At 63.2% G+C, this 18,215-nt stretch carries 16 protein-coding genes; 7 read left to right on the top strand and 9 right to left on the bottom strand.

Annotated features, from left to right (window positions below; genetic code table 11):
• Positions 1–16: 16 nt before the first annotated feature.
• The 3 genes from L5014_RS04045 (at position 17) to mreB (ending at position 4,545) form a co-directional block, all read left to right on the top strand.
• Positions 17–2,362, top strand: coding sequence for a tetratricopeptide repeat protein (locus L5014_RS04045; RefSeq protein WP_238462288.1), 2,346 nt, complete (start codon positions 17–19; stop codon positions 2,360–2,362).
• A gap of 162 nt (positions 2,363–2,524) precedes the next feature.
• Positions 2,525–3,169 carry an alpha/beta hydrolase gene (locus tag L5014_RS04040; protein WP_238462287.1) on the top strand — a complete coding sequence of 215 codons (645 nt, stop codon included), beginning with the start codon at positions 2,525–2,527 and terminating at the stop codon, positions 3,167–3,169.
• A gap of 269 nt (positions 3,170–3,438) precedes the next feature.
• Entirely contained in the window at positions 3,439–4,545 is a 1,107-nt protein-coding gene (mreB, locus tag L5014_RS04035; RefSeq protein ID WP_238462286.1) for a rod shape-determining protein, read from the top strand.
• 138 nt (positions 4,546–4,683) lie between these two features.
• Here the strand turns inward: mreB and L5014_RS04030 are convergent, their stop codons facing one another.
• Complete coding sequence (locus tag L5014_RS04030) at positions 4,684–5,085, bottom strand: hypothetical protein (protein ID WP_238462285.1); 402 nt, start codon at positions 5,083–5,085, stop codon at positions 4,684–4,686.
• Between the two features lie 374 nt (positions 5,086–5,459).
• Here L5014_RS04030 and gltA point away from each other — a divergent pair, with 374 nt between their 5' ends.
• Entirely contained in the window at positions 5,460–6,761 is a 1,302-nt protein-coding gene (gene gltA, locus L5014_RS04025) for a citrate synthase (RefSeq protein ID WP_238462284.1), read from the top strand.
• 178 nt (positions 6,762–6,939) lie between these two features.
• Entirely contained in the window at positions 6,940–9,210 is a 2,271-nt protein-coding gene (locus L5014_RS04020) for an amylo-alpha-1,6-glucosidase (RefSeq protein ID WP_238462283.1), read from the top strand.
• A gap of 282 nt (positions 9,211–9,492) precedes the next feature.
• Here the strand turns inward: L5014_RS04020 and L5014_RS04015 are convergent, their stop codons facing one another.
• The 8 genes from L5014_RS04015 to L5014_RS03980 form a co-directional block, all read right to left on the bottom strand.
• Positions 9,493–9,834 (bottom strand): H-NS family nucleoid-associated regulatory protein, encoded by a 342-nt coding sequence (locus L5014_RS04015; RefSeq protein ID WP_238462282.1) that lies wholly within the window; start codon positions 9,832–9,834, stop codon positions 9,493–9,495.
• A 283-nt stretch (positions 9,835–10,117) separates the two neighbouring features.
• Positions 10,118–10,507, bottom strand: a complete 390-nt coding sequence (locus L5014_RS04010; protein WP_238462281.1) for a carboxymuconolactone decarboxylase family protein — start codon at positions 10,505–10,507, stop codon at positions 10,118–10,120.
• A 33-nt stretch (positions 10,508–10,540) separates the two neighbouring features.
• Positions 10,541–11,983: a purine-cytosine permease family protein gene (locus tag L5014_RS04005; protein WP_238462280.1), complete on the bottom strand. Its 1,443-nt coding sequence runs from the start codon at positions 11,981–11,983 to the stop codon at positions 10,541–10,543.
• A gap of 137 nt (positions 11,984–12,120) precedes the next feature.
• On the bottom strand, positions 12,121–13,590 hold the full coding sequence (locus tag L5014_RS04000) for an aldehyde dehydrogenase (protein ID WP_238462279.1): 1,470 nt from the start codon (positions 13,588–13,590) through the stop codon (positions 12,121–12,123).
• 12 nt (positions 13,591–13,602) lie between these two features.
• Positions 13,603–14,640 (bottom strand): LLM class flavin-dependent oxidoreductase, encoded by a 1,038-nt coding sequence (locus L5014_RS03995; RefSeq protein WP_238462278.1) that lies wholly within the window; start codon positions 14,638–14,640, stop codon positions 13,603–13,605.
• Between the two features lie 11 nt (positions 14,641–14,651).
• Positions 14,652–15,584 carry a flavin reductase gene (locus L5014_RS03990; protein ID WP_238462277.1) on the bottom strand — a complete coding sequence of 311 codons (933 nt, stop codon included), beginning with the start codon at positions 15,582–15,584 and terminating at the stop codon, positions 14,652–14,654.
• Positions 15,581–16,405 carry an alpha/beta fold hydrolase gene (locus L5014_RS03985; RefSeq protein WP_238462276.1) on the bottom strand — a complete coding sequence of 275 codons (825 nt, stop codon included), beginning with the start codon at positions 16,403–16,405 and terminating at the stop codon, positions 15,581–15,583. Before L5014_RS03985 ends, L5014_RS03990 begins: the two co-directional genes overlap by 4 nt.
• Positions 16,374–16,976, bottom strand: a complete 603-nt coding sequence (locus L5014_RS03980) for an amino acid synthesis family protein (protein WP_238462275.1) — start codon at positions 16,974–16,976, stop codon at positions 16,374–16,376. The genes L5014_RS03985 and L5014_RS03980 overlap by 32 nt, the downstream gene beginning before the upstream one ends.
• A 110-nt stretch (positions 16,977–17,086) precedes the next feature.
• Here L5014_RS03980 and L5014_RS03975 point away from each other — a divergent pair, with 110 nt between their 5' ends.
• Both L5014_RS03975 and L5014_RS03970 read left to right on the top strand, forming a co-directional pair.
• Positions 17,087–17,377: a DUF1330 domain-containing protein gene (locus L5014_RS03975; RefSeq protein WP_238462274.1), complete on the top strand. Its 291-nt coding sequence runs from the start codon at positions 17,087–17,089 to the stop codon at positions 17,375–17,377.
• An 80-nt stretch (positions 17,378–17,457) separates the two neighbouring features.
• Entirely contained in the window at positions 17,458–18,144 is a 687-nt protein-coding gene (locus tag L5014_RS03970; RefSeq protein WP_238462273.1) for a GntR family transcriptional regulator, read from the top strand.
• Positions 18,145–18,215 lie beyond the last annotated feature (71 nt).

Raw genomic sequence — 18,215 nt, 5'->3', positions numbered from 1 at the left:
AAGAGAAATATGAGCCATGTATAACGCCGCACTTTCCGCATGGCGTGCAGACCGTATTTTGGATGCCGAAAAGTTGTGCAGGGCGGCGATTCTGGCTTCGCCAGACAGTTCCTCGGCGCATTATCTGCTTAGTCTCATTGAGTTTTCCTTGAAGCGAGCCAGCCAGGCGAAAACGTCTTTATGTGATGCGCTTGCACGCAGTACCAGCGCGTCGGAAGCACTGGAATTCGCAAGCGCGCTACTCGTGCAAGGACGCACCGAAGATGGGCGGGCAACGCTTCGTCATGCGCTAAAACTCGATCCAGCGCTCGCTGCCGCCCACTTCTATTTGTCCAACACCTTTGGACCGCAAGATGCTGAACAGGCGGAAGCGCATCTGCGTCAGGCAATCCATCTTGAGCCTTCACTGGCGGAAGCGCACAACAATCTTGGAAATCTGCTGCGCGCGTCCCGGCCTGGGGAGGCGCAAGCGTCATACGAGCAAGCAATTGCATTGCGTCCCGGATTCGCACAGGCATGGTTCAACTTGGGGATTCTGCTGGAAAACACTGAGCCGAAAGCCGCTGAAAACGCATTGCGTCGCGCGGTCGACCTGAACCCCGGCTTCGCACCTGCATGGAATGCACTGGCATGCCTGTTGCCAGATTCGCGTTGGCGAGAAGCACGGGATGCACTCATGCGGGCTGTGGAAATCGATCCGTGTTTCGCGGTGGCCTGGTCGAATCTCGCGCACAGACTCTCAAGGACGAACCGCGCCGAAGCTGAAGGCGCGGCGCGCAGAGCCATCGCACTTAACCCGAATCTCGTCAGTGCGTACTATAACCTCGGTGTTTTGCTTGGCCGGGCGTGCAGCGATGAAGCCATTCGAGTGCTCCGGCATGCGGTGGCGCTAAAGCCGGATCATGCGAATGCGTGGTATCAGCTTGGACATTTGTTATCGTTCGACGACCCTGCCGAAGCGTTGGTGGCACTGCGTAAAGCGATAGATCTCAATCCGGGCATGGCGAACGCCCATGCCGTTCTTGGAAATGTCTTCCTTGCGATGGGATCCGCGGAAGAATCGGTCGCTGCCTTGCGCCGCTCGCTCGAGTGCGATCCAGGCAATATCGTCGCTCACGCAAACCTGATTTTCGTACTCCCTTGTGTGAGCGATTGCCCAGAGGTGGTAATGCACGAGTGCACCCGCTTCGCTGCGCGGCATGAAGCGCCAGTCGTTGAGTGCGCTCGAGGGCACCTCAACGACTCAACTCCCGATCGGCGGCTGCGCGTCGGCTATGTTTCTCCCGATTTCGACTCGCATTGCCAGTCGTTCTTTACGATACCGCTGTTGTCCAATCACAATCACACGGACTTTGAGATCATTTGCTACTCGAGTGTTGAGGCGCCCGATCACGTAACGGCATCAATCCGTGGCCTGGCCGACGTATGGCGTGACGTGCGCCTGTTGGACGACGAAGCGCTCGCACAGCAAATTCGCGCCGATCGCGTCGATATCCTCGTTGATTTGACCATGCACATGGAGGGGTGCCGGCGTCTTTTGTTTGCGCGGCGTCCTGCTCCTGTTCAGGTCGCGTGGCTTGCTTATCCAGGGACAACAGGCAGTCCCGCCATGGACTATCGTTTATCGGACTGTTGGCTGGACCCGCTCGACGAGCCGGGTCGGGAAGCATGGTACTCCGAACGAACGATTCGCTTGCCTCGAACGTTCTGGTGCTATGACCCGCTGCTGGAAGATCTGGCCGTGAACAGCCTGCCTGCCGCGAACGGTGCACCATTCACGTTCGGTTGCCTTAACAATCCGGCCAAGGCAAGCGATCACGCTCTGGGTCTGTGGGCCGGTGCGCTCGCCGCCGTGCCCGAATCCCGATTGCTTGTCCTTGAGCCACAGGGTGTGCCGCGCGCCAGTTTGATGGCAAGGTATGTTGCACAAGGCATTGATTCTTCACGCGTGTCGTTCATCGGGCGACAGTCCCGCCGCGCTTATCTGGAAACCTGGCGTCGTATCGACCTCGCCCTCGACTCGTTTCCGTGCAATGGTCATACAACCAGTCTGGATGCGTTCTGGATGGGCGTTCCAGTCGTCACACGCGCGGGATGCTCCGCGATAAGTCGAGGCGGGAAAAGCATCGCCCGGAACCTGGCGCTGCCCGAACTCGTTGCACATTCCGACGACGACTTCGTGCGCGCGGCACGTGCATTCGCATGCGATCTGCCCCGTCTCGCGGCTTTGCGTGGGACGTTACGAGAGCGTATGGAGGCGTCGGCGCTCATGGACGCGCCACGATTCGCTGCCGATATCGAGCAGGCATATCGGGGGATGTGGCGTGAATACTGCGCCAGTCATCGGCATGGCGCATATTGATGCCAGCGGCGATCGTCCTTCTGGAATTTGGCGGGTGTGCATACGTGTGTCGCAAGGGCGGCGTATGCTGGCGGCAGTCACGTCGGCCGCAGGGCAATGCCGGGCTGGCCGATTCGTCGACTCGCCAACGTGCCAACGAAGGGGCCAGAGGGGAACGCGATAATGAGCTGGAAACAATTCGATGGCGGCTGGCGCCTCGCGCCCGCCGAAGGCGCGGCGCGCTCGCTTGTCGTGCTGCTGCACGGGGTCGGGAGCAATGCGCGCGATCTGATGCCGCTCGCCGATGCCTGGCGCGACGCGCTGCCCGGCGTCGCCTTCGCGTCGCTCGACGGCAACGAGCCGTTCGACGGCGGCTTTGGCGGCCGCCAGTGGTTCACGCTGCGCGACGTGAACGAGACGAACCGTGCGGCGCGCGTGGCGGCGGCCGCGCCGGTGCTGGAAAAGCGCCTCGCCGACGAGCTCGCGCACTGGGGGCTCGGCTACGACCGCCTCGCGCTGGTCGGTTTCTCGCAGGGTTCGATCATGTCGCTCTATCACGTGGCAACGCAGCCGGAGGGGGCTGCGGCCGTGGTCGCCTACGCCGGGCGCCTCACCACGCCGGTCGTCGCGAAGAGCCGCACGCCGATCACGCTCGTGCACGGCGAGGACGACGAGGTGATCCCCGCGCCAGAACTGGAGCGCGCCGCCGCTGCGTTCAGCGACGCGGGTTTCGCCGTGGCGGCGTTTGCGCTGCCGGGCGTCGGTCACACGATCACCGCGCAAGGCGCGATGCTCGGACGCGACGCGCTGGTGCGGGCGCTGGGATAGCGCTGGAGCAGGGCGGGCGCGACTAAAGTCTTGCGCGATGTTGCCGTAAACGGAGCATGGGGGGCCGTCAAGGCCCCTTGCGCCCGGCGCGCGGCATTGCGCACAGCTCGCAGTGCCGCACCATACGCAACGTTCAGCTGCTCCTGCCGCTGGTTGGTCGCTGGCTGGCTGGTCAAACGTTTGCCGCCGGGGTCGATTTCCGGGGCGCCCCGCCGGCAGGCGGGCCGCCGACCCTACTACGACGAACAACGACGACGAACAACAACGACATGGCCCGAGCCGCGCGGCACGCTTCGCTTCTCCACCGGTTTTCCCGCCCCCGCCACGATGTGGCGATCGATCCCGGCACCGCCAATACGCTGATCTATACGGAGGATGGGGGCATCTTGCTCGATCAACCTTCGATCGTATGTCGCGAGCGCGGCGTGGGCGGCGGCAAGGTTGGCAAGGTCGGCAAGATTGGGAAGGGGAGCGAAATCGCCGTCGCCGCAGTGGGCGCGGAGGCGAAGGCGCTGCTAGGGCGCGCGCCGCAGTACCTCGAAACCGTGAAACCGCTCGTGAATGGCGTGATTGCCGACTTCGCCGCCGCCGAGCAGATGATGCGCCGCTTCGTGGCCATGGCGCACCCGCGCCGCGCATTCGGGCGGCGCTCGGCGTTCACGGTGTGCGTGCCGGGAGCGGCGACGCGCGTGGAGCGCCGCGCGATTCGTGATGCGGCGCTCGCGGCCGGCGCGGCGAGCGTGAACCTGATCGGCGAGTCGCTCGCCTCGGCGCTGGGCGCGGGCCTTCCGGTCGCCTCGGCAACGGGCTCGATGGTCGTCGATATCGGTGGCGGCACGACCGAGGTGGGCGTGATCGCGCTGGGTGGCGTGGTGTGCAGCGGCTCGGTGCGCGTGGGCGGCGAGCAGTTCGACCGCGCCATCATCGAGCACGTGCGCGGCCTCTATGGGGTGATCCTCGGCGAGCAGAGCGCCGAGCATGTCAAGAAGACCATCGGCAGCGCGTTGCGCGGCGAGCCCATCGGGCGCCTGCGCGTGACGGGCCGCAGCCTCGAAGACGGTCTGCCGCGCACCATCGAGATCACGAGCGAAGATATCGCCGACGCGCTCGCCTTGCCGCTGCGCCAGGTGATGGGCGTGGCGCGCCAGGTATTCGAGCAGGCGCCGCCCGAGCTCGCCAGCGATATCGCCGACACCGGCATCGTGCTGGCGGGCGGTGGCGCGCTGCTCGGCCGCCTCGACCAGTGCCTCGCCGCCGAACTGGGTGTGCCGGTGCGCGTGGCCGACGCGCCGCTAACCTGCGCCGTGCGCGGCGCGGGCGCGGCAGCGGCGGGCGCCGTGCCCTTGGGCCAGCGGGACTTCTGCGTCTGCGATTGAGCCGCGGGGGGCGGATGCCCTCCCGATCCGCGAGTCGATGTAAACCGGCTGCACGAGGTAGTCATGCCGGGCAGTCATGCCAGGCAGCCACGCCGGACGGCCGATTTAACAGGATTCCAGAAGCATGGCAGTCCGAATTTACTCGCGGCCGTGCGCGTGCGCATCGAGCTTGTGCTCGGCGGCTTCGCCCACGAGGCCCGTGTAGTAGAGATGCACGCCGATGGCGAGCGAGTCGTTGCGGATCTCGTGGAAAGCCTTCCATGCCTTCACCGGATCCTTGAACACGAGGTAGTGCGCTTCCTGCGAGACGAGGCGCGCGACCTCGTGCAGGCCGTGGCCGTGCAGGGCGTCGACGAGCGCGTCGAGGCTGGTGTGCGTGCGCGCGTCGGTGCGCGGGTAGAGCATGTGGAGGACCGCCACGCGTTCGGACGCGAGTGCTGCCGAGAGCGCGACCACGATGTCCTGGTGATTGAGCGCGGTGACGATGGCGTCCTGGGCAAGCTCGTCTTCTGCGAACAGGGTGTCGATCGAGATGTTCATCTGTTCATTCCTTACGTTTTTCGTACAGCGCGTGCAGCGTGAGAAAAAGGCCCGCCGAAGAAGGCGGGCCAGGTACAGCTATGCAAGACAGGGGAAGTCGCTGCATGCGATGCAGTATGTCAGAGCGAAACGGTTCCATGTTGCGCTGCACAGGCAAAATATTGTTGCAGAAATCGGTGTTAAGGGAGCTGCAAGCATTCAATGTTGCTGGCTGGAGGAGGCATTGTTGCCAGCTTCGCTATCAATCGATGCTGCACTGCGCCGTAAAATGCGGCAGGCGGTCGCAGTGAAGCCGGCCCGGAAAACCGGGCGACGGGCGCCGCCGCGTCTTCTGCCTCTTGCGAGGCGAAGGCCGTTCAATGCAAGGACAAGACATGACCGATTCGAAGACACACGCCACACTCACGATCCCCGGCCACGCTGAAGGCGTCCAGCTGCCGGTCTACAAGGGCACGACGGGCCCGGACGTGATCGACATTCGCAAGCTGTACGGCCAGACCGGCATGTTCACCTACGACCCCGGCTTCATGTCGACGGCAGCGTGCAACTCGGCGATCACCTATATCGATGGCGACAAGGGCGAACTGCTCTATCGCGGCTACCCGATCGACAACCTCGCGCAGAACGCCGACTTCCTCGAAACCTGCTACCTGCTCCTGAAGGGCGAGCTGCCCACGCAGCAGCAAAAGGACGAATTCGTCGCGATGGTCACGAACCACACGATGGTTCATGAGCAGATGCACTTCTTTTTCCGGGGATTCCGCCGTGACGCGCATCCGATGGCGATTCTGGTGGCGGCGGTCGGCGCACTGTCCGCGTTCTATCACGACTCGCTCGACATCAACGAGCCGACGCATCGTGAAGTGTCCGCGATCCGCATGATCGCCAAGCTGCCGACGCTGGTGGCGATGGCGTACAAGTACAGCATCGGCCAGCCGTTCGTGTACCCGCGCAACGACCTCTCGTACAGCGCAAATTTCATGCAGATGATGTTCTCCACGCCGAGCGAGGAGTACAAGGTCAACGACGTGCTGGTGCGCGCGCTCGACCGCATCCTGATCCTGCACGCCGACCACGAGCAGAATGCGTCGACCTCGACGGTGCGTCTCGCCGGTTCGTCGGGCGCGAACCCGTTCGCGTGTATCGCGGCCGGCATCGCGTGTCTGTGGGGCCCGGCGCACGGCGGTGCGAACGAAGCCGCGCTGAACATGCTCGAAGAGATCGGCTCGGTCGACAACATCCCCGAGTTCATCGAGAAGGTGAAGGACAAGAACTCGGGCGTGAAGCTGATGGGCTTCGGCCACCGCGTCTACAAGAACTACGACCCGCGCGCGAAGCTCATGCGCGAGACTTGCTACGAAGTGCTCAACGAACTCGGCCTGCACGACGATCCGCTCTTCAAGCTCGCGATGGCGCTCGAAAAGATCGCGCTGGAAGACGAATACTTCGTGTCGCGCAAGCTGTACCCGAACGTCGACTTCTACTCGGGTATCGTGCAGCGCGCGCTGGGCATTCCCACCTCCATGTTCACCTGCATCTTCGCGATGGCGCGCACGGTGGGCTGGATTGCGCAGTGGAACGAAATGATCGCCGACCCCGAGCAGAAGATCGGCCGTCCGCGTCAGCTCTTTGTTGGCGAGACGCCGCGCGAGGCAAAGCCGGTCTCCGCACGCTGATGATGTAGCCGCCGTATCGGACGGGAGGCGGGGCGGGTGCACGTTCGATCGTGCGCCCGCCCGTTTTTTTATCCCACGTCGCTGTGAACCTGCCGCATCTCGCGCGGACAAACCTCTCGTAAGATTGCCGCTCGAGCCACTACAATCGAGCGAATGCGAACCGAAGAGGAGGCACACGATGCAGGATCCTGAATCACTCGGCGGCGTTACCCGCACAGGCGGCGTGGACCATCCCGTCCAGGAGGCCGATGGCGCATTTATCGCGCCCGAAACGCCGGAAGTCGCAAGCGCCGACCAGCACGTGCTCAAGTCGGGCGACACCTTTATCGTCAACGACCCGCTTGGCGACATCACCGGCGTCGACGACGGCCTCTTCGTCAACGACACGCGCGTGCTCTCCTCGCTGCGCCTCACCTTCGGCGGCCGCGTGCCGTCGCTGCTCTCGGGCAGCGTGAGCAGCGACAACACCGCATTCACCGCGCATCTGACCAATCGCCCGCTGCCGCCGCTCGGCGGCGCGACCACGCCCGAGGGCGTGATTCACGTGCAGCGCGAACGCGTGCTCTCGGGCACGATGTTGACCGAAGCCATCGAACTCACGAACTACGGCACCGAAGAAGCCGTCGTGCCGCTGTCGATCTCGTTCGCGAGCGACTTCCGCGACATGTTCGAAGTGCGCGGCCTGAAGCGCGAGCGGCAGGGCACGATCGTGCCGCCGCGCGTGGAAAACGGCGAGGTGCGGCTCGAATACATCGGTCTCGACAAAGTCGCGCGGCGCGTGCGTATCGAGTTCTCGCCCCCGCCGGACAAGCTCTTCGCCGACCGCGCCGACTTCACCGTCGCGCTGCCCGCGCAGGCCTGCGTTTCGCTCTACCTCACGGTGGCGATCGAAGTGGAGCCGCTCGCCGGCGCCGCGCCCGACGCGCCGAGCGCGGGCATCATCCAGGCCCCGCATTGCCTCGCCGATACAAAAGAGCAGCGCGTGGGCCGCGCGGCCGTGCGCGCCGCGCTGGTCGATGCGCACATCGTGATGCGCGAGCGCCGCCGCGCGGCGGCGCACGTGCGCTCGAGCAATCCGCTCTTCAACGCGTGGATCAACCGCTCGATCGCCGACCTCGGCCTCTTGACCACGGACCTGCCCACGGGCCCGTATCCCTATGCGGGCATTCCGTGGTTCTCCACGCCGTTCGGCCGCGACGCCATCATCACCTCGTTGCAGACACTGTGGCTCACGCCCGCGCTCGCGAACGGCGTGCTGCGCTTTCTCGCGGCCCATCAGGCGCGCGAAGACTCGGCGTTTCGCGACGCGGCGGTCGGCAAGATCATGCACGAAATGCGCAAGAGCGAGATGGCGGCCACCGGCGAAGTGCCGTTCGCGCTCTACTACGGCGGCGTGGATTCCACGCCGCTGTTCGTCGTGCTGGCGGGCGCCTATGCGGAGCGCACCGGCGACATGGCGCTCATCGACGAACTCTGGCCCGCGCTCGAGCGTGCCGCGGCCTGGGTGGCGGGCGTATGCGACCGCAACCCGCTCGGCCTGCTCGATTACCGGCGCGAGTCGGAAGGCGGGCTCGCGAACCAAGGCTGGAAGGACAGCCACGACTCGGTGTTTCATGCGGATGGGCACTTCCCCGACGGCCCGATCGCGCTAGTCGAAGTGCAGGCCTACGCGAGCGCGGCCTTCGAGACGATGGCGAAGTTCGCCACGCATCGCGGCCTTGCCGAAGAATCCGCGCACTACGCGAGCCGCGCCACGAAGATCCGCCGCTGCGTGGAAGACAAATACTGGATGGCGGAGTCGGAGTTCTACGGCATTGCACTGGACGGCCATGGCGAGTTGTGCCGCGTGCTCGCGTCGAACGCGGGGCATCTGCTTGCATTCGGTCTGCCCGAGTACGAGCGCGGGCGTGCGGTGGCCGGCGTGCTCGAATCGGCGCTGTTCCATACGGGGTGGGGCGTGCGTACGCTGGCGGCGGGCCAGGCGCGCTTCAATCCGATGGCTTATCACAACGGCTCGGTCTGGCCGCACGACAACGCGCTGTGCGCGCGCGGGCTCGCGCGCTACGGGCGCAAGGAAGTCGCCGTGCGGCTGTTGCAGGCGCTGTTCGAAGCGGCTGTGACGTTCGATATGCGCCTGCCCGAGCTGTTCTGCGGCTTCCCGCGCCGCCGTGGCGAGCCGCCCACCGCGTATCCGGTGGCGTGCCTGCCGCAGGCCTGGGCCGCCGGCTCGCCATTCATGATGCTCGAAGCGTGTCTCGGTGTGAGCATCGATGCCGCGCGTCACGAAGTGCGCGTTGAGCAGCCGATGCTGCCGGAGGGCATCGATTGGCTCGAAGTGGGCGATCTGCGCGTGGGTAACGCAACGGTGACGCTCACGTTCCGGCGCGTCGACGGCAAGGTCGTTGCATCGGCGGATCGCAGCGATGTGAAGGTGGTTGCCGTGCTCTGAAGTCCCGCACGTTTGCCCGCTGCGGATCAATGCGCTCTCGCCGTCGCCGACGCGGGTGGTCGTCACGGTGGGCGTGCGCCACACGTTCTGAGCGAAGCCGGAGCGTTTCGATGGATCGTGCCGCGCGCGGTGTTGACCGCGCGCGCCGGAAGCTTCGGGCGCTTTGAACGCTTTGAACGCTTTGAACGCTTTAAAGCGGATTCGCTGCCCGGAGTTAATCGCAGGCAGATTAATCGGCTTCGCGAGTCGTGAGCGATTTAATTCCGGTATGGATATTTGAACTCAGGCGCCAGCCGCGAATTCCTGCGGCTTGGTAGCCAGGCGTGTGCCCGCAAATGGGTCGTTACGCCAGTTCACTGCGCCGCTGCTGGCCGATTTCGCTTCGGTAGTTTTGCTGATTGCAAAATGCTCCAGCGATTGGCCGGCGCTCGTGACTTGCACCACCCATTGGGGCGGGGCGCCCTTTCCATCCCACGTGTGGCCCGCGGCGTCCCGATAGCGGGCGGCCTGCAACCGCTCCTGGTCCGCTGCTATGGACGCGGCCACATCGTCCGGTTCGATTCCAAATTCAGCCATCCTGCGACGCAGGTAGGCGACCATGCTGTCGCGTTTTCGTTCGTCCATCTAGGTGTGTTTCGTTCTGAATACAGCGCTTGGGCAGATAACTGCAAGATGCATAACGCCACGATAACACAGCTTGAAGGAGCGTCCGTAGTGGCTGCGGGCGGTAGCGCAACCTTTCGTGCTTTCGCTCGTGCTTTCGCTTACGGGCCAACCTTGGTTTGTTACAGGCTCGAAGGCTTTTGCGGCTCGTCACCAACTGGGTAGCCAGCAAACGAAAAGTGACCCATGAGGTTGCCTAACACATTGATCCGGATGGGGTTTGTAAATGCGCTTATTTCGGCGCTTATTTCAGCGCCCCTTCGGCCACCAGCACTTCGTGCGCCGCCTTGAACGCGCTGAGGCCGTGCGGGATGCCCGAATAAGCGGTTGCGTGCAACAGTACCGCTTTGATTTCATCAACGCTCACACCGTTGTTGAGTGCGCCCTTGACGTGCAGTTTTAGTTCGTTGGTGTGACCCGCAGCGGTCAGCATGGCGAGGTTGAGCAGGCTGCGCGTCTTGCGGTCGAGCGTCTCGTCACCCCATGCCCATCCCCAGGCCCACGCGGTGGTCGCGCGCTGGAACGACATCATGAAGGCGTCGGCCTTTTCCATTGAGGCATCGACATATTCCGCGCCGAGCACTTCGCGGCGAATCGGCAATCCTTTCTGGAACAGCGCATCATCTTCTTTCATGATTAAAACTCCTCTGTTGACGCACGTGCGTATTTAAATTTCCTGCTTTGACGAAACGCCGGCGCTAGCCAAAACCTGTGCGGTCGCCGGACCGTTGCGGCGGGAACGCGAACCGCCCTTCGATGCAAACAGATAGCAGGCGAGTGCGGTGGCAATCAGGCCAATCATCCAGGAGACGTCCGCGTCGCCCAGAATCGAGGCCCAAGGCCCGTGGAAAAAGCTCTCTTCCATGAACGGCACCTGGATCGCAATGCCGAAGAGGTAAATCGCAATGGCCCTGAAATTGAACGATCCATACGCGCCGCCGTTGCTGCCGATGATGTCCGCGACCCGGTAATGCCGGTTGTTGATCAGATAAAAGTCGATCAGATTGATTGCGACCCAGGGCGCCAGAACGATGCGCAAGGCGAAGATCGCATTCAGGAAAATAGCGATGAAGTTGCTCGAGGCCCACAGCGCCGTCGCGGTCGACGCAACCAGCAGGATCGTCGATACGACGACCCGAACGCTGCGGCCAGGAACCCAGTGCGGACGGAATGTCTGCGCGGCGGTGATGAAGGACAGCACCGCGCCATACAGATTCATCCCGTTGTGGCCGATGATATTGACCAGAAAGAGGAAGATCAGCACGTAGCCGAACATGCCCGTCTGTTCCCGGATGGCCAGCATCGCGTCCGTGGCGTGCCCGGTGCTGACCGCGAGTACGCCGAACAGGAACGCGAAGATCGTGCCCAGCGACGTGCCGAAATACGTATAAGCAAAGGTCTTCGCGAACCCGTGGGAAGTTGGCAGGTAGCGGGAATAATCGGACGTATAGGGCGCAAAGCTGATTTGCCATACGGCGCACAGTCCGAACATCGCAAACCAGTTCGCCAGATCGAAATGGCCTTGCTGGAAGATCTGGGCATCGAGGCGAGGCGCCATCAGCGCGATGCCGACCAGAAGCGCGCCGCCCATGAACCAGGCGCCCACCTTGTTGAAACGATGGATGAAGTGGCAGCCGATCACGCCGACCAGCGTCGCGAGGACCGCGCCGACGACGGTCGCAACCGGCGCGGGCACCGAGGGCGCCGCCGTGTGGAGCGTCTTGCCCGCGAGGATGATGTTCGAGACGAAGAAGCCGAGATAAATCAGCGTGGTGAATCCCACCACCAGTAACGATCCATATCGACCGAATTGCGCCCGGCTTTGAATCATCTGCGGCACGCCAACGAGCGGTCCTTGCGCAGAGGTGAGGGCGTGAAAAAGGGCGCCGAAGCATTGCCCGGCCACGATGGCGAAAATCGCGCTCATCAGGTCGAGGTGGAAAACCAGCACCGAGGTGGCACCGGAAATCACAGCTAGCGGCGCGACGTTGGTGCAGAACCACAAGGTGAACAGGTCGGCCGGCTTTCCGTGCCGGGCCTCCGGGGCAACATACTCGATCGAGTTGCTTTCGATCGCCAGAACGCTGTTGTCGTTCTCCGGTTGTTTCATGCTGTCTCCATCTTTATTGCCGGGCCACGTCGGACCGCGCGCGATAGCGGCGCGGCAAAACGTGGCCTCTACGGGCTTTGAATCGATACGTTGAATCGATACGTCGATACTGCAGGTGAGCGTGATGCGCCCGGTGCCTAGCGCATTACGAACGGATCGCTGATCGGTTCGTCCGAGGTGCGCAGCCACACGGACTTCGTCGTCGTGTATTCGAGCGCGGCGCTAAAGCCACCTTCGCGGCCGTGCCCGGAAAGTCCGAAGCCGCCGAACGGCACGAGCGGGGACACCGCGCGATAGGTGTTGATCCAGACGATGCCGGAGCGCACGCGCTTCGAAACGCGGTGAGCCCGCGTGAGACTGGTCGTGAAAATGCCGGCGGCGAGACCATAGACCGTGCTGTTGGCTTTGTCGATGGCTTCCTGTTCCGTCGTGAACGTGTCCACGGACAGCACCGGGCCGAACAGTTCCGTCGTGATGCTGTCGGCATTCTCGACGCCAGTGCAGTCCAGAATCGTGGGCGCGTAGTAGTAGCCGTCGCGCTCCAGCTTCTTCCCGCCTGCGAGCACCTTCGCACCTTGACGCACGGAACTCGCCACCACCGACTCGATATTGCGCAGTTGCCGTTCGGTGCACAGCGGCCCGTATTCCGTCTCCATCTCGTTGGGCGAGCCCACACGAATGCGCGCAACGCGCTCGACCAGCAGCGCGAGGAACTGCTCCTTGACCGACGCCTCGATCAGCAGGCGCGAACCCGCGACGCAGCTTTGGCCGCTCGCGGCGAAGATGGCCGCGACCTGTGCATTCACCGCGCTCTGGATATCGGTATCGGCGAAGACGATGAACGGCGACTTGCCGCCGAGTTCCAGCGAGACCTTGGCGAGATTATTGGCCGTGTTCCTGACGATGTGGCGCGCGGTCTCGGGGCCGCCGGTGAAGGCGACCTTGTCCACGCCCGGGTGGCTGCTCAGCACCGCGCCGCATTCCGGGCCGAAGCCGGTAATGACGTTGACGACGCCGGCGGGAAATCCCGCTTCATGCACGAGGCGCGCGAATTCTAGCAAGGGGCCGGGCGCTTCCTCGGATGCCTTGAGCACCACGGTGCAGCCGGCGGCCAGCGCCGGCCCGACCTTGACCGCGGAGAGAAACAACTGGCTGTTCCAGGGAACGATGGCGGCCACCACGCCAACGGGCTGCCGTTGGAGCCAGACCTGCATGTCCGGCTTGTCGACGGGGATGTTGCTCCCCTCGATCTTGTCGGCAATACCTGCGTAATACCGGTAGTACTCCGCAACATAGGCGATCTGGCTCGACGTTTCCCTGATGATCTTGCCGGTGTCGTTCGTTTCAATTTCAGCCAGTCGCGGCGCAGCTTTTTCGACGAGATCGGCGAGCCTGTACAGCAGTTTCCCTCGTGCGGACGCCGAAAGATCCGCCCAGCTGGGATCGGTCAGCGCGCGGCCCGCGGCCGCCACGGCCCGGTTGACCTCGTCGGTGCGGGCTTCGGGCATCTGCGCCCACACGGTGCCCGTGGCGGGATTGACGCTGCCGAACGTGGCGGCGCCCGCTTCGAACTGGCCGTCGATATAGAGCTGAAAATGAACATTCATGGCATCAGGACCTCATTGGAACGCGGGCATCACATCGCGGATCATGCGCTCGAGTGAAGCCTTCTTGCGCTCGAAACTCATACCGGTGTCGATCCAGAACGAGTACTCGTCGAAGCCGAGTGCTTCGTAGGCCTTAAGACGCGCGATCACTTCCGCGGGCGTGCCGATCACGTTGTTCTTGCGCATGGCCTCAGGCGAATAGAATGGATGCGCGGCCATTTCTTCCTGGCTCAATGGTTTGATCATGCCGCGGCTGACCGGCCGCTCGTTCTTGAACCACGCGCCGAAGTAGTTGTAGAACACGTTCACTTCCTCGGCGGCGACCTGTGCGTCGTCCTCGCTGCTCGCCACATAGGTGTGGCGCAGCAGCATGATCTGCGGACGCGGCACGTTGCTGAACTTCTCGCACGCAGCGTTGAAGTGGCCCACGAGCTTTTCGACTTCTTCATCGCCCAGGTGCAACGGCGTGACCTGGACGTTGCAGCCATTGGACACGGCGAATTCGTGGCTGTTCGGGTCGCGCGCGGCCACCCAGATCGGCGGATGCGGCTGTTGCAGCGGCAGCGGCGACGAAGTCGTCGAGGGGAATTTCCAGAACTCGCCTTCGTGCGCGTAATCGCCTTCCCAGAGTTTTTTCACGGCTGGAATGAGCTCGCGCATGCGTTGCCCGGCACCCCAGGCGTCGAGCCCCGGCATCAGGCGCTCGTACTCGAACGAGTATGCGCCGCGCGCAATGCCGAGTTCAAGACGCCCATCCGTGACGATGTCGGTCATCGCGGCTTCGCCAGCGAGCTTGATCGGGTGCCAGAACGGTGCGATGACCGTGCCCGTGCCGAGCCTCACGCGTTTCGTCTTGTTGGCGAGATCGACGAGATTGATGAACGGATTGGGCGCGATGGTGAAGTCCATGCCGTGGTGCTCGCCGGTCCAGACGGCGTGCATGCCGCCGCGATCGGCGATCTGGCACAGCTCGACCATTTCGTCATACAGCTGCTTTTGGCTGGTCTGGTCGGAGACGCGCTCCATGTGTACGAAAAGGGAAAAACGCATGATGTGACCTTTCAGGAAAGAAGCGGGCGGACGGTGCCGGTGCTGTGGTCGCCGAAGTACAAGCCGTAGCTCTTCAACTGGCTCTCCTTGCGATAGCGTTCGAGCATGCTGGCCAATGCGCTGTCCTGGAACGCTTCGGGCTCGATGTTGTCGAGGCTCACGAATTCGCCCGCGACGGCGAGCTCGTCCGGTGCGCTGCAGAGGAACGAGATGTACTGGTAGAACGTTTCGGTATTGTTGTAGACCGAATAAATAAAGCTTGCCGATGCGTCCGGCTGGTATTGCCTGAAGATTTCAGCGAGCGCTTTATCCGCGCCTTCGTTGCCGATCTCCTTCGCCGGCAGCGCCCATTTGTTGCCGGCCGTCTTGACCATGAGCACTTTGTCGTCGCGGGTGATGATCGCGCTCACGATGACCTTCGGACCGGCGATGACCTCGGCCGAGAGCTTCGCCGGCGTGAAATAGCCCCCACGGTAATAGCCCAGGCCTGCGTACCCCGCGGAGTGGAACGCCTCGACCTTGCCGACGATGAGCGCATGATCGCCCGCATCGATCACCGCGTGCGTCGTGCAGTCGAACCATGCGCTGACGTCGTTGATGAGCGGATTGCGGTGGGCGCTCAACTGCCAGTCCACTTTGGCGAAGCGGTCGTCGCTGGGGCGCGCGAAGGTGTTCGACAGCTCCTTTTGCCCTTCCGCGAGAATATTGATCGCAAAGTGGCCCGTGGTGGCAAACGTCTGGTAATTGCTCGACGTCTTCGCGATGCTCACCAGCAGCAACGCAGGGTCCAGCGAAACGGACGAGAACGAATTCGCGGTGAAGCCGAGCGGCTGGCCATCCTCGCGAGCGGTGGTCACGATCGTGACGCCCGTCATAAAGGCCCCGAATGCATCGCGAAGCTCACGGGTGTTGATCGGGGCGGTCTGTTGGCTCGTAGCGCTCATAGCACATTTCCCACTGCATGATTTGGCGCTTGCGGCCCGGTCTGCAACCAGGCACGCAGGGCGCGATTGACTTCGTCGGGCGCGGTCAGGTTCACCATATGGCGCTCGTTTTCGATCACGACGGCCGTCCCGTCATGGGCGGCCTGCGCCATCTGCATGGCCATCGCCGGCGTCGAATTCGGGTCGTCCGAACCGGTGAGCACGAGAGCCGGGCACGCAATCGTGTGCCAGCCGTCCGCATACACTTCGTCGCCCTTAGCGAAAGCCGTGTACGCCGTGGCGTAGCCAGCGAGGTTCACCGATTTCAGCCACGACTCGACCTTTTGCGCGGCAATGCGTTGCGCTTCCTCGGCATTGAACCAGCGCTGCAGCGGCGTTTCCACGTCGATGGTTCCCGAGCGCAGCTCGGCGGCGCGTTGCAAAACGGCTTCGCGCGCTTCTTCCGTGCGGCGATACACACCGTTCAGGACTGCCACGCGCTTGACCAGATCGGGCCGCGTCACGGCCACGCCAGCGGCGATCAGCGAACCCATCGAGTGGCCGGCCAGATTGACGGGGCCAACCTGAAGCGCTTCGATGAACTCGGCTGCCCACTGCACGAACTGTTGCAGGTCGGCGTTCGCGTCGAGTGCGTCGCTCGTGCCGTGGCCCGGCATGTCGACCGAGATCACCCGGAATTCGCGCGACAGGTCGTCCATCTGCGGATACCACGCGCTCGCTTGCATGCCCACGCCATGGATCAGGACCAGCGGTTCGCCGACGCCTTGTTCGAGAAAGTGGGCGACGCGGTTATTGGACAGCTGCAGGGTTCTTGACGTCATTTCCGAGCTCTGCGAGATCTTTGTAGCGATCGCCAATGCGGTGATGCGGACGGCCAGCGGTCGAGGCGCCAATGGCGATGACGAGTTCATCGGCCGCCGGGGCGTCGGGAATTGCAAACTGGAGCGTGAGGTAGTGCGAGCGGCGGCCTTCGTCGTTCTTGTCCATCATCGGGATGAGCAGGGGGGCATTGGCCGGGCCGCGCGTGTTGTTGAAGGCGAGGTACGACTTGGCGCCCACGGCCGAGCGATAGATGTTGCCGAAGTGCAGGGTGTGGATCAGCGCGGACGCGTGCTCGAGCTCACCGGCGAGACCGACAATGGCGCTCTTGCCGAACGCCTCGACCGCTTCGCCCGAACCGGCTTCATCGAGGATCAGCTTCGTCAGGTGCTCGCTGAGTTGCGGCCCGAGGGCGCGAATCTCCGGCGAGAGATCTTCCACATAGCCGCGGCCTGCCCACGGGTTCTTGATCACAGCCGCCGCGCCGATCATCTTCAGCGGCCTGGCGGCGGCCTTGTCGCCATCCACATAGACGGTCTCGACATGGAGGATGGTTTTGCGAATCAGGCTCATGGCACCTTCCTTTTGTGCGTTGATTGTGAGCTGCATTTTGGTATACCATGTTACGGCATGCCATGAGTGTTAACCCTCAACCAATAACTTTCGAAACGGAAGGTGGAAAAATGACTGCGTTCTGGATTGCCCACGTGAAGGTCCTCGATGCCGCGAAATACAAGGACTACACGGACATTGCGCCGCAAGCGTTCAAGAAGTTCGGCGCCGTTTTTCTCGCGCGCGGAGGCGTGTCGCAAGTGCTGGAAGGGGAATCGTTCGAGCGTCACGTGGTGATCCAGTTTGCCGATATGCAAACGGCGCTCGCCTGCTACCACTCGCCCGAATACCAGGCGGCGAAGCAGAAACGGGATGGGCATTGCATCGCGCAAGTGGCGATTGTCGAAGGCCTGGGCGGGTGATGGCGCTATCACGCCAACGGTATGGAAAGCTGGATGTCAGTTAGGTCATAATATGGCATTCCATGACTGCGCCCCGGACTATGCAAGACCTCAAAATCGACCGTAATGCCAAGACTCTGCGCGAACTGACGCTCGACAAACTGCGCACTGCAATAGTCCAGGGGTATTTCCGGCCCGGCACGCGGCTAGTCGAACGCACGCTATGCGACGAGCTTGGCGTGAGCCGCACGGTGGTGCGCGAGGTGCTGCGGCATCTGGAGACCGAAGGGCTGGTCGAAATCGTGGCGCGGCAAGGGCCGATCGTGGCGCGGCTCGATCCGGAGCAAGTGGGTGAGATCTACGAACTGCGCGGCTTGCTCGAAGCCAATGCCGCGCGCGCCTGCGCAGAGGAATCGACGCCTGAAGTCGTGAAGCAACTGCGCGATATTCGTGCTGTCATCGAAGAGGCGTTCGAGAAGCGGGAACTGCCGCGCGTGCTCGAGTACACCGAGCGTTTCTACGAAGCGCTGTTCGAAGCTGCCGGAAAGCATGTGTCGCTAACGGTCGTCAAGACGCTCAATGCGCGCATCAACCGTTTGCGCGCACTGACCATTGCCACGCCGGGGCGCAGCGGCGACTCCAACCGCGAGATGAACCGCTTGCTAGATGCAATCGAGCGGCGCGACGGCGACGCGGCAGCCGCGGCATCGTTCGCTCACATTCAGCAGACTGCGGAATTGGCGTTGTCGGCGCTTGCGCAGCAGAACGAGGAAGTGGGAGATAGCTGAGGCGTTTCTCGACGCGCGCTTCGTCAAGTAACTCGTAACGTAACAAAAGGGGCCGCTGGCGTTTTTCGCCG

This window comes from Paraburkholderia tagetis, from assembly GCF_022213065.1.
Classification (GTDB): Bacteria; Pseudomonadota; Gammaproteobacteria; order Burkholderiales; family Burkholderiaceae; genus Paraburkholderia; species Paraburkholderia tagetis.
This window is presented reverse-complemented; position numbering and strand designations above follow the sequence as displayed.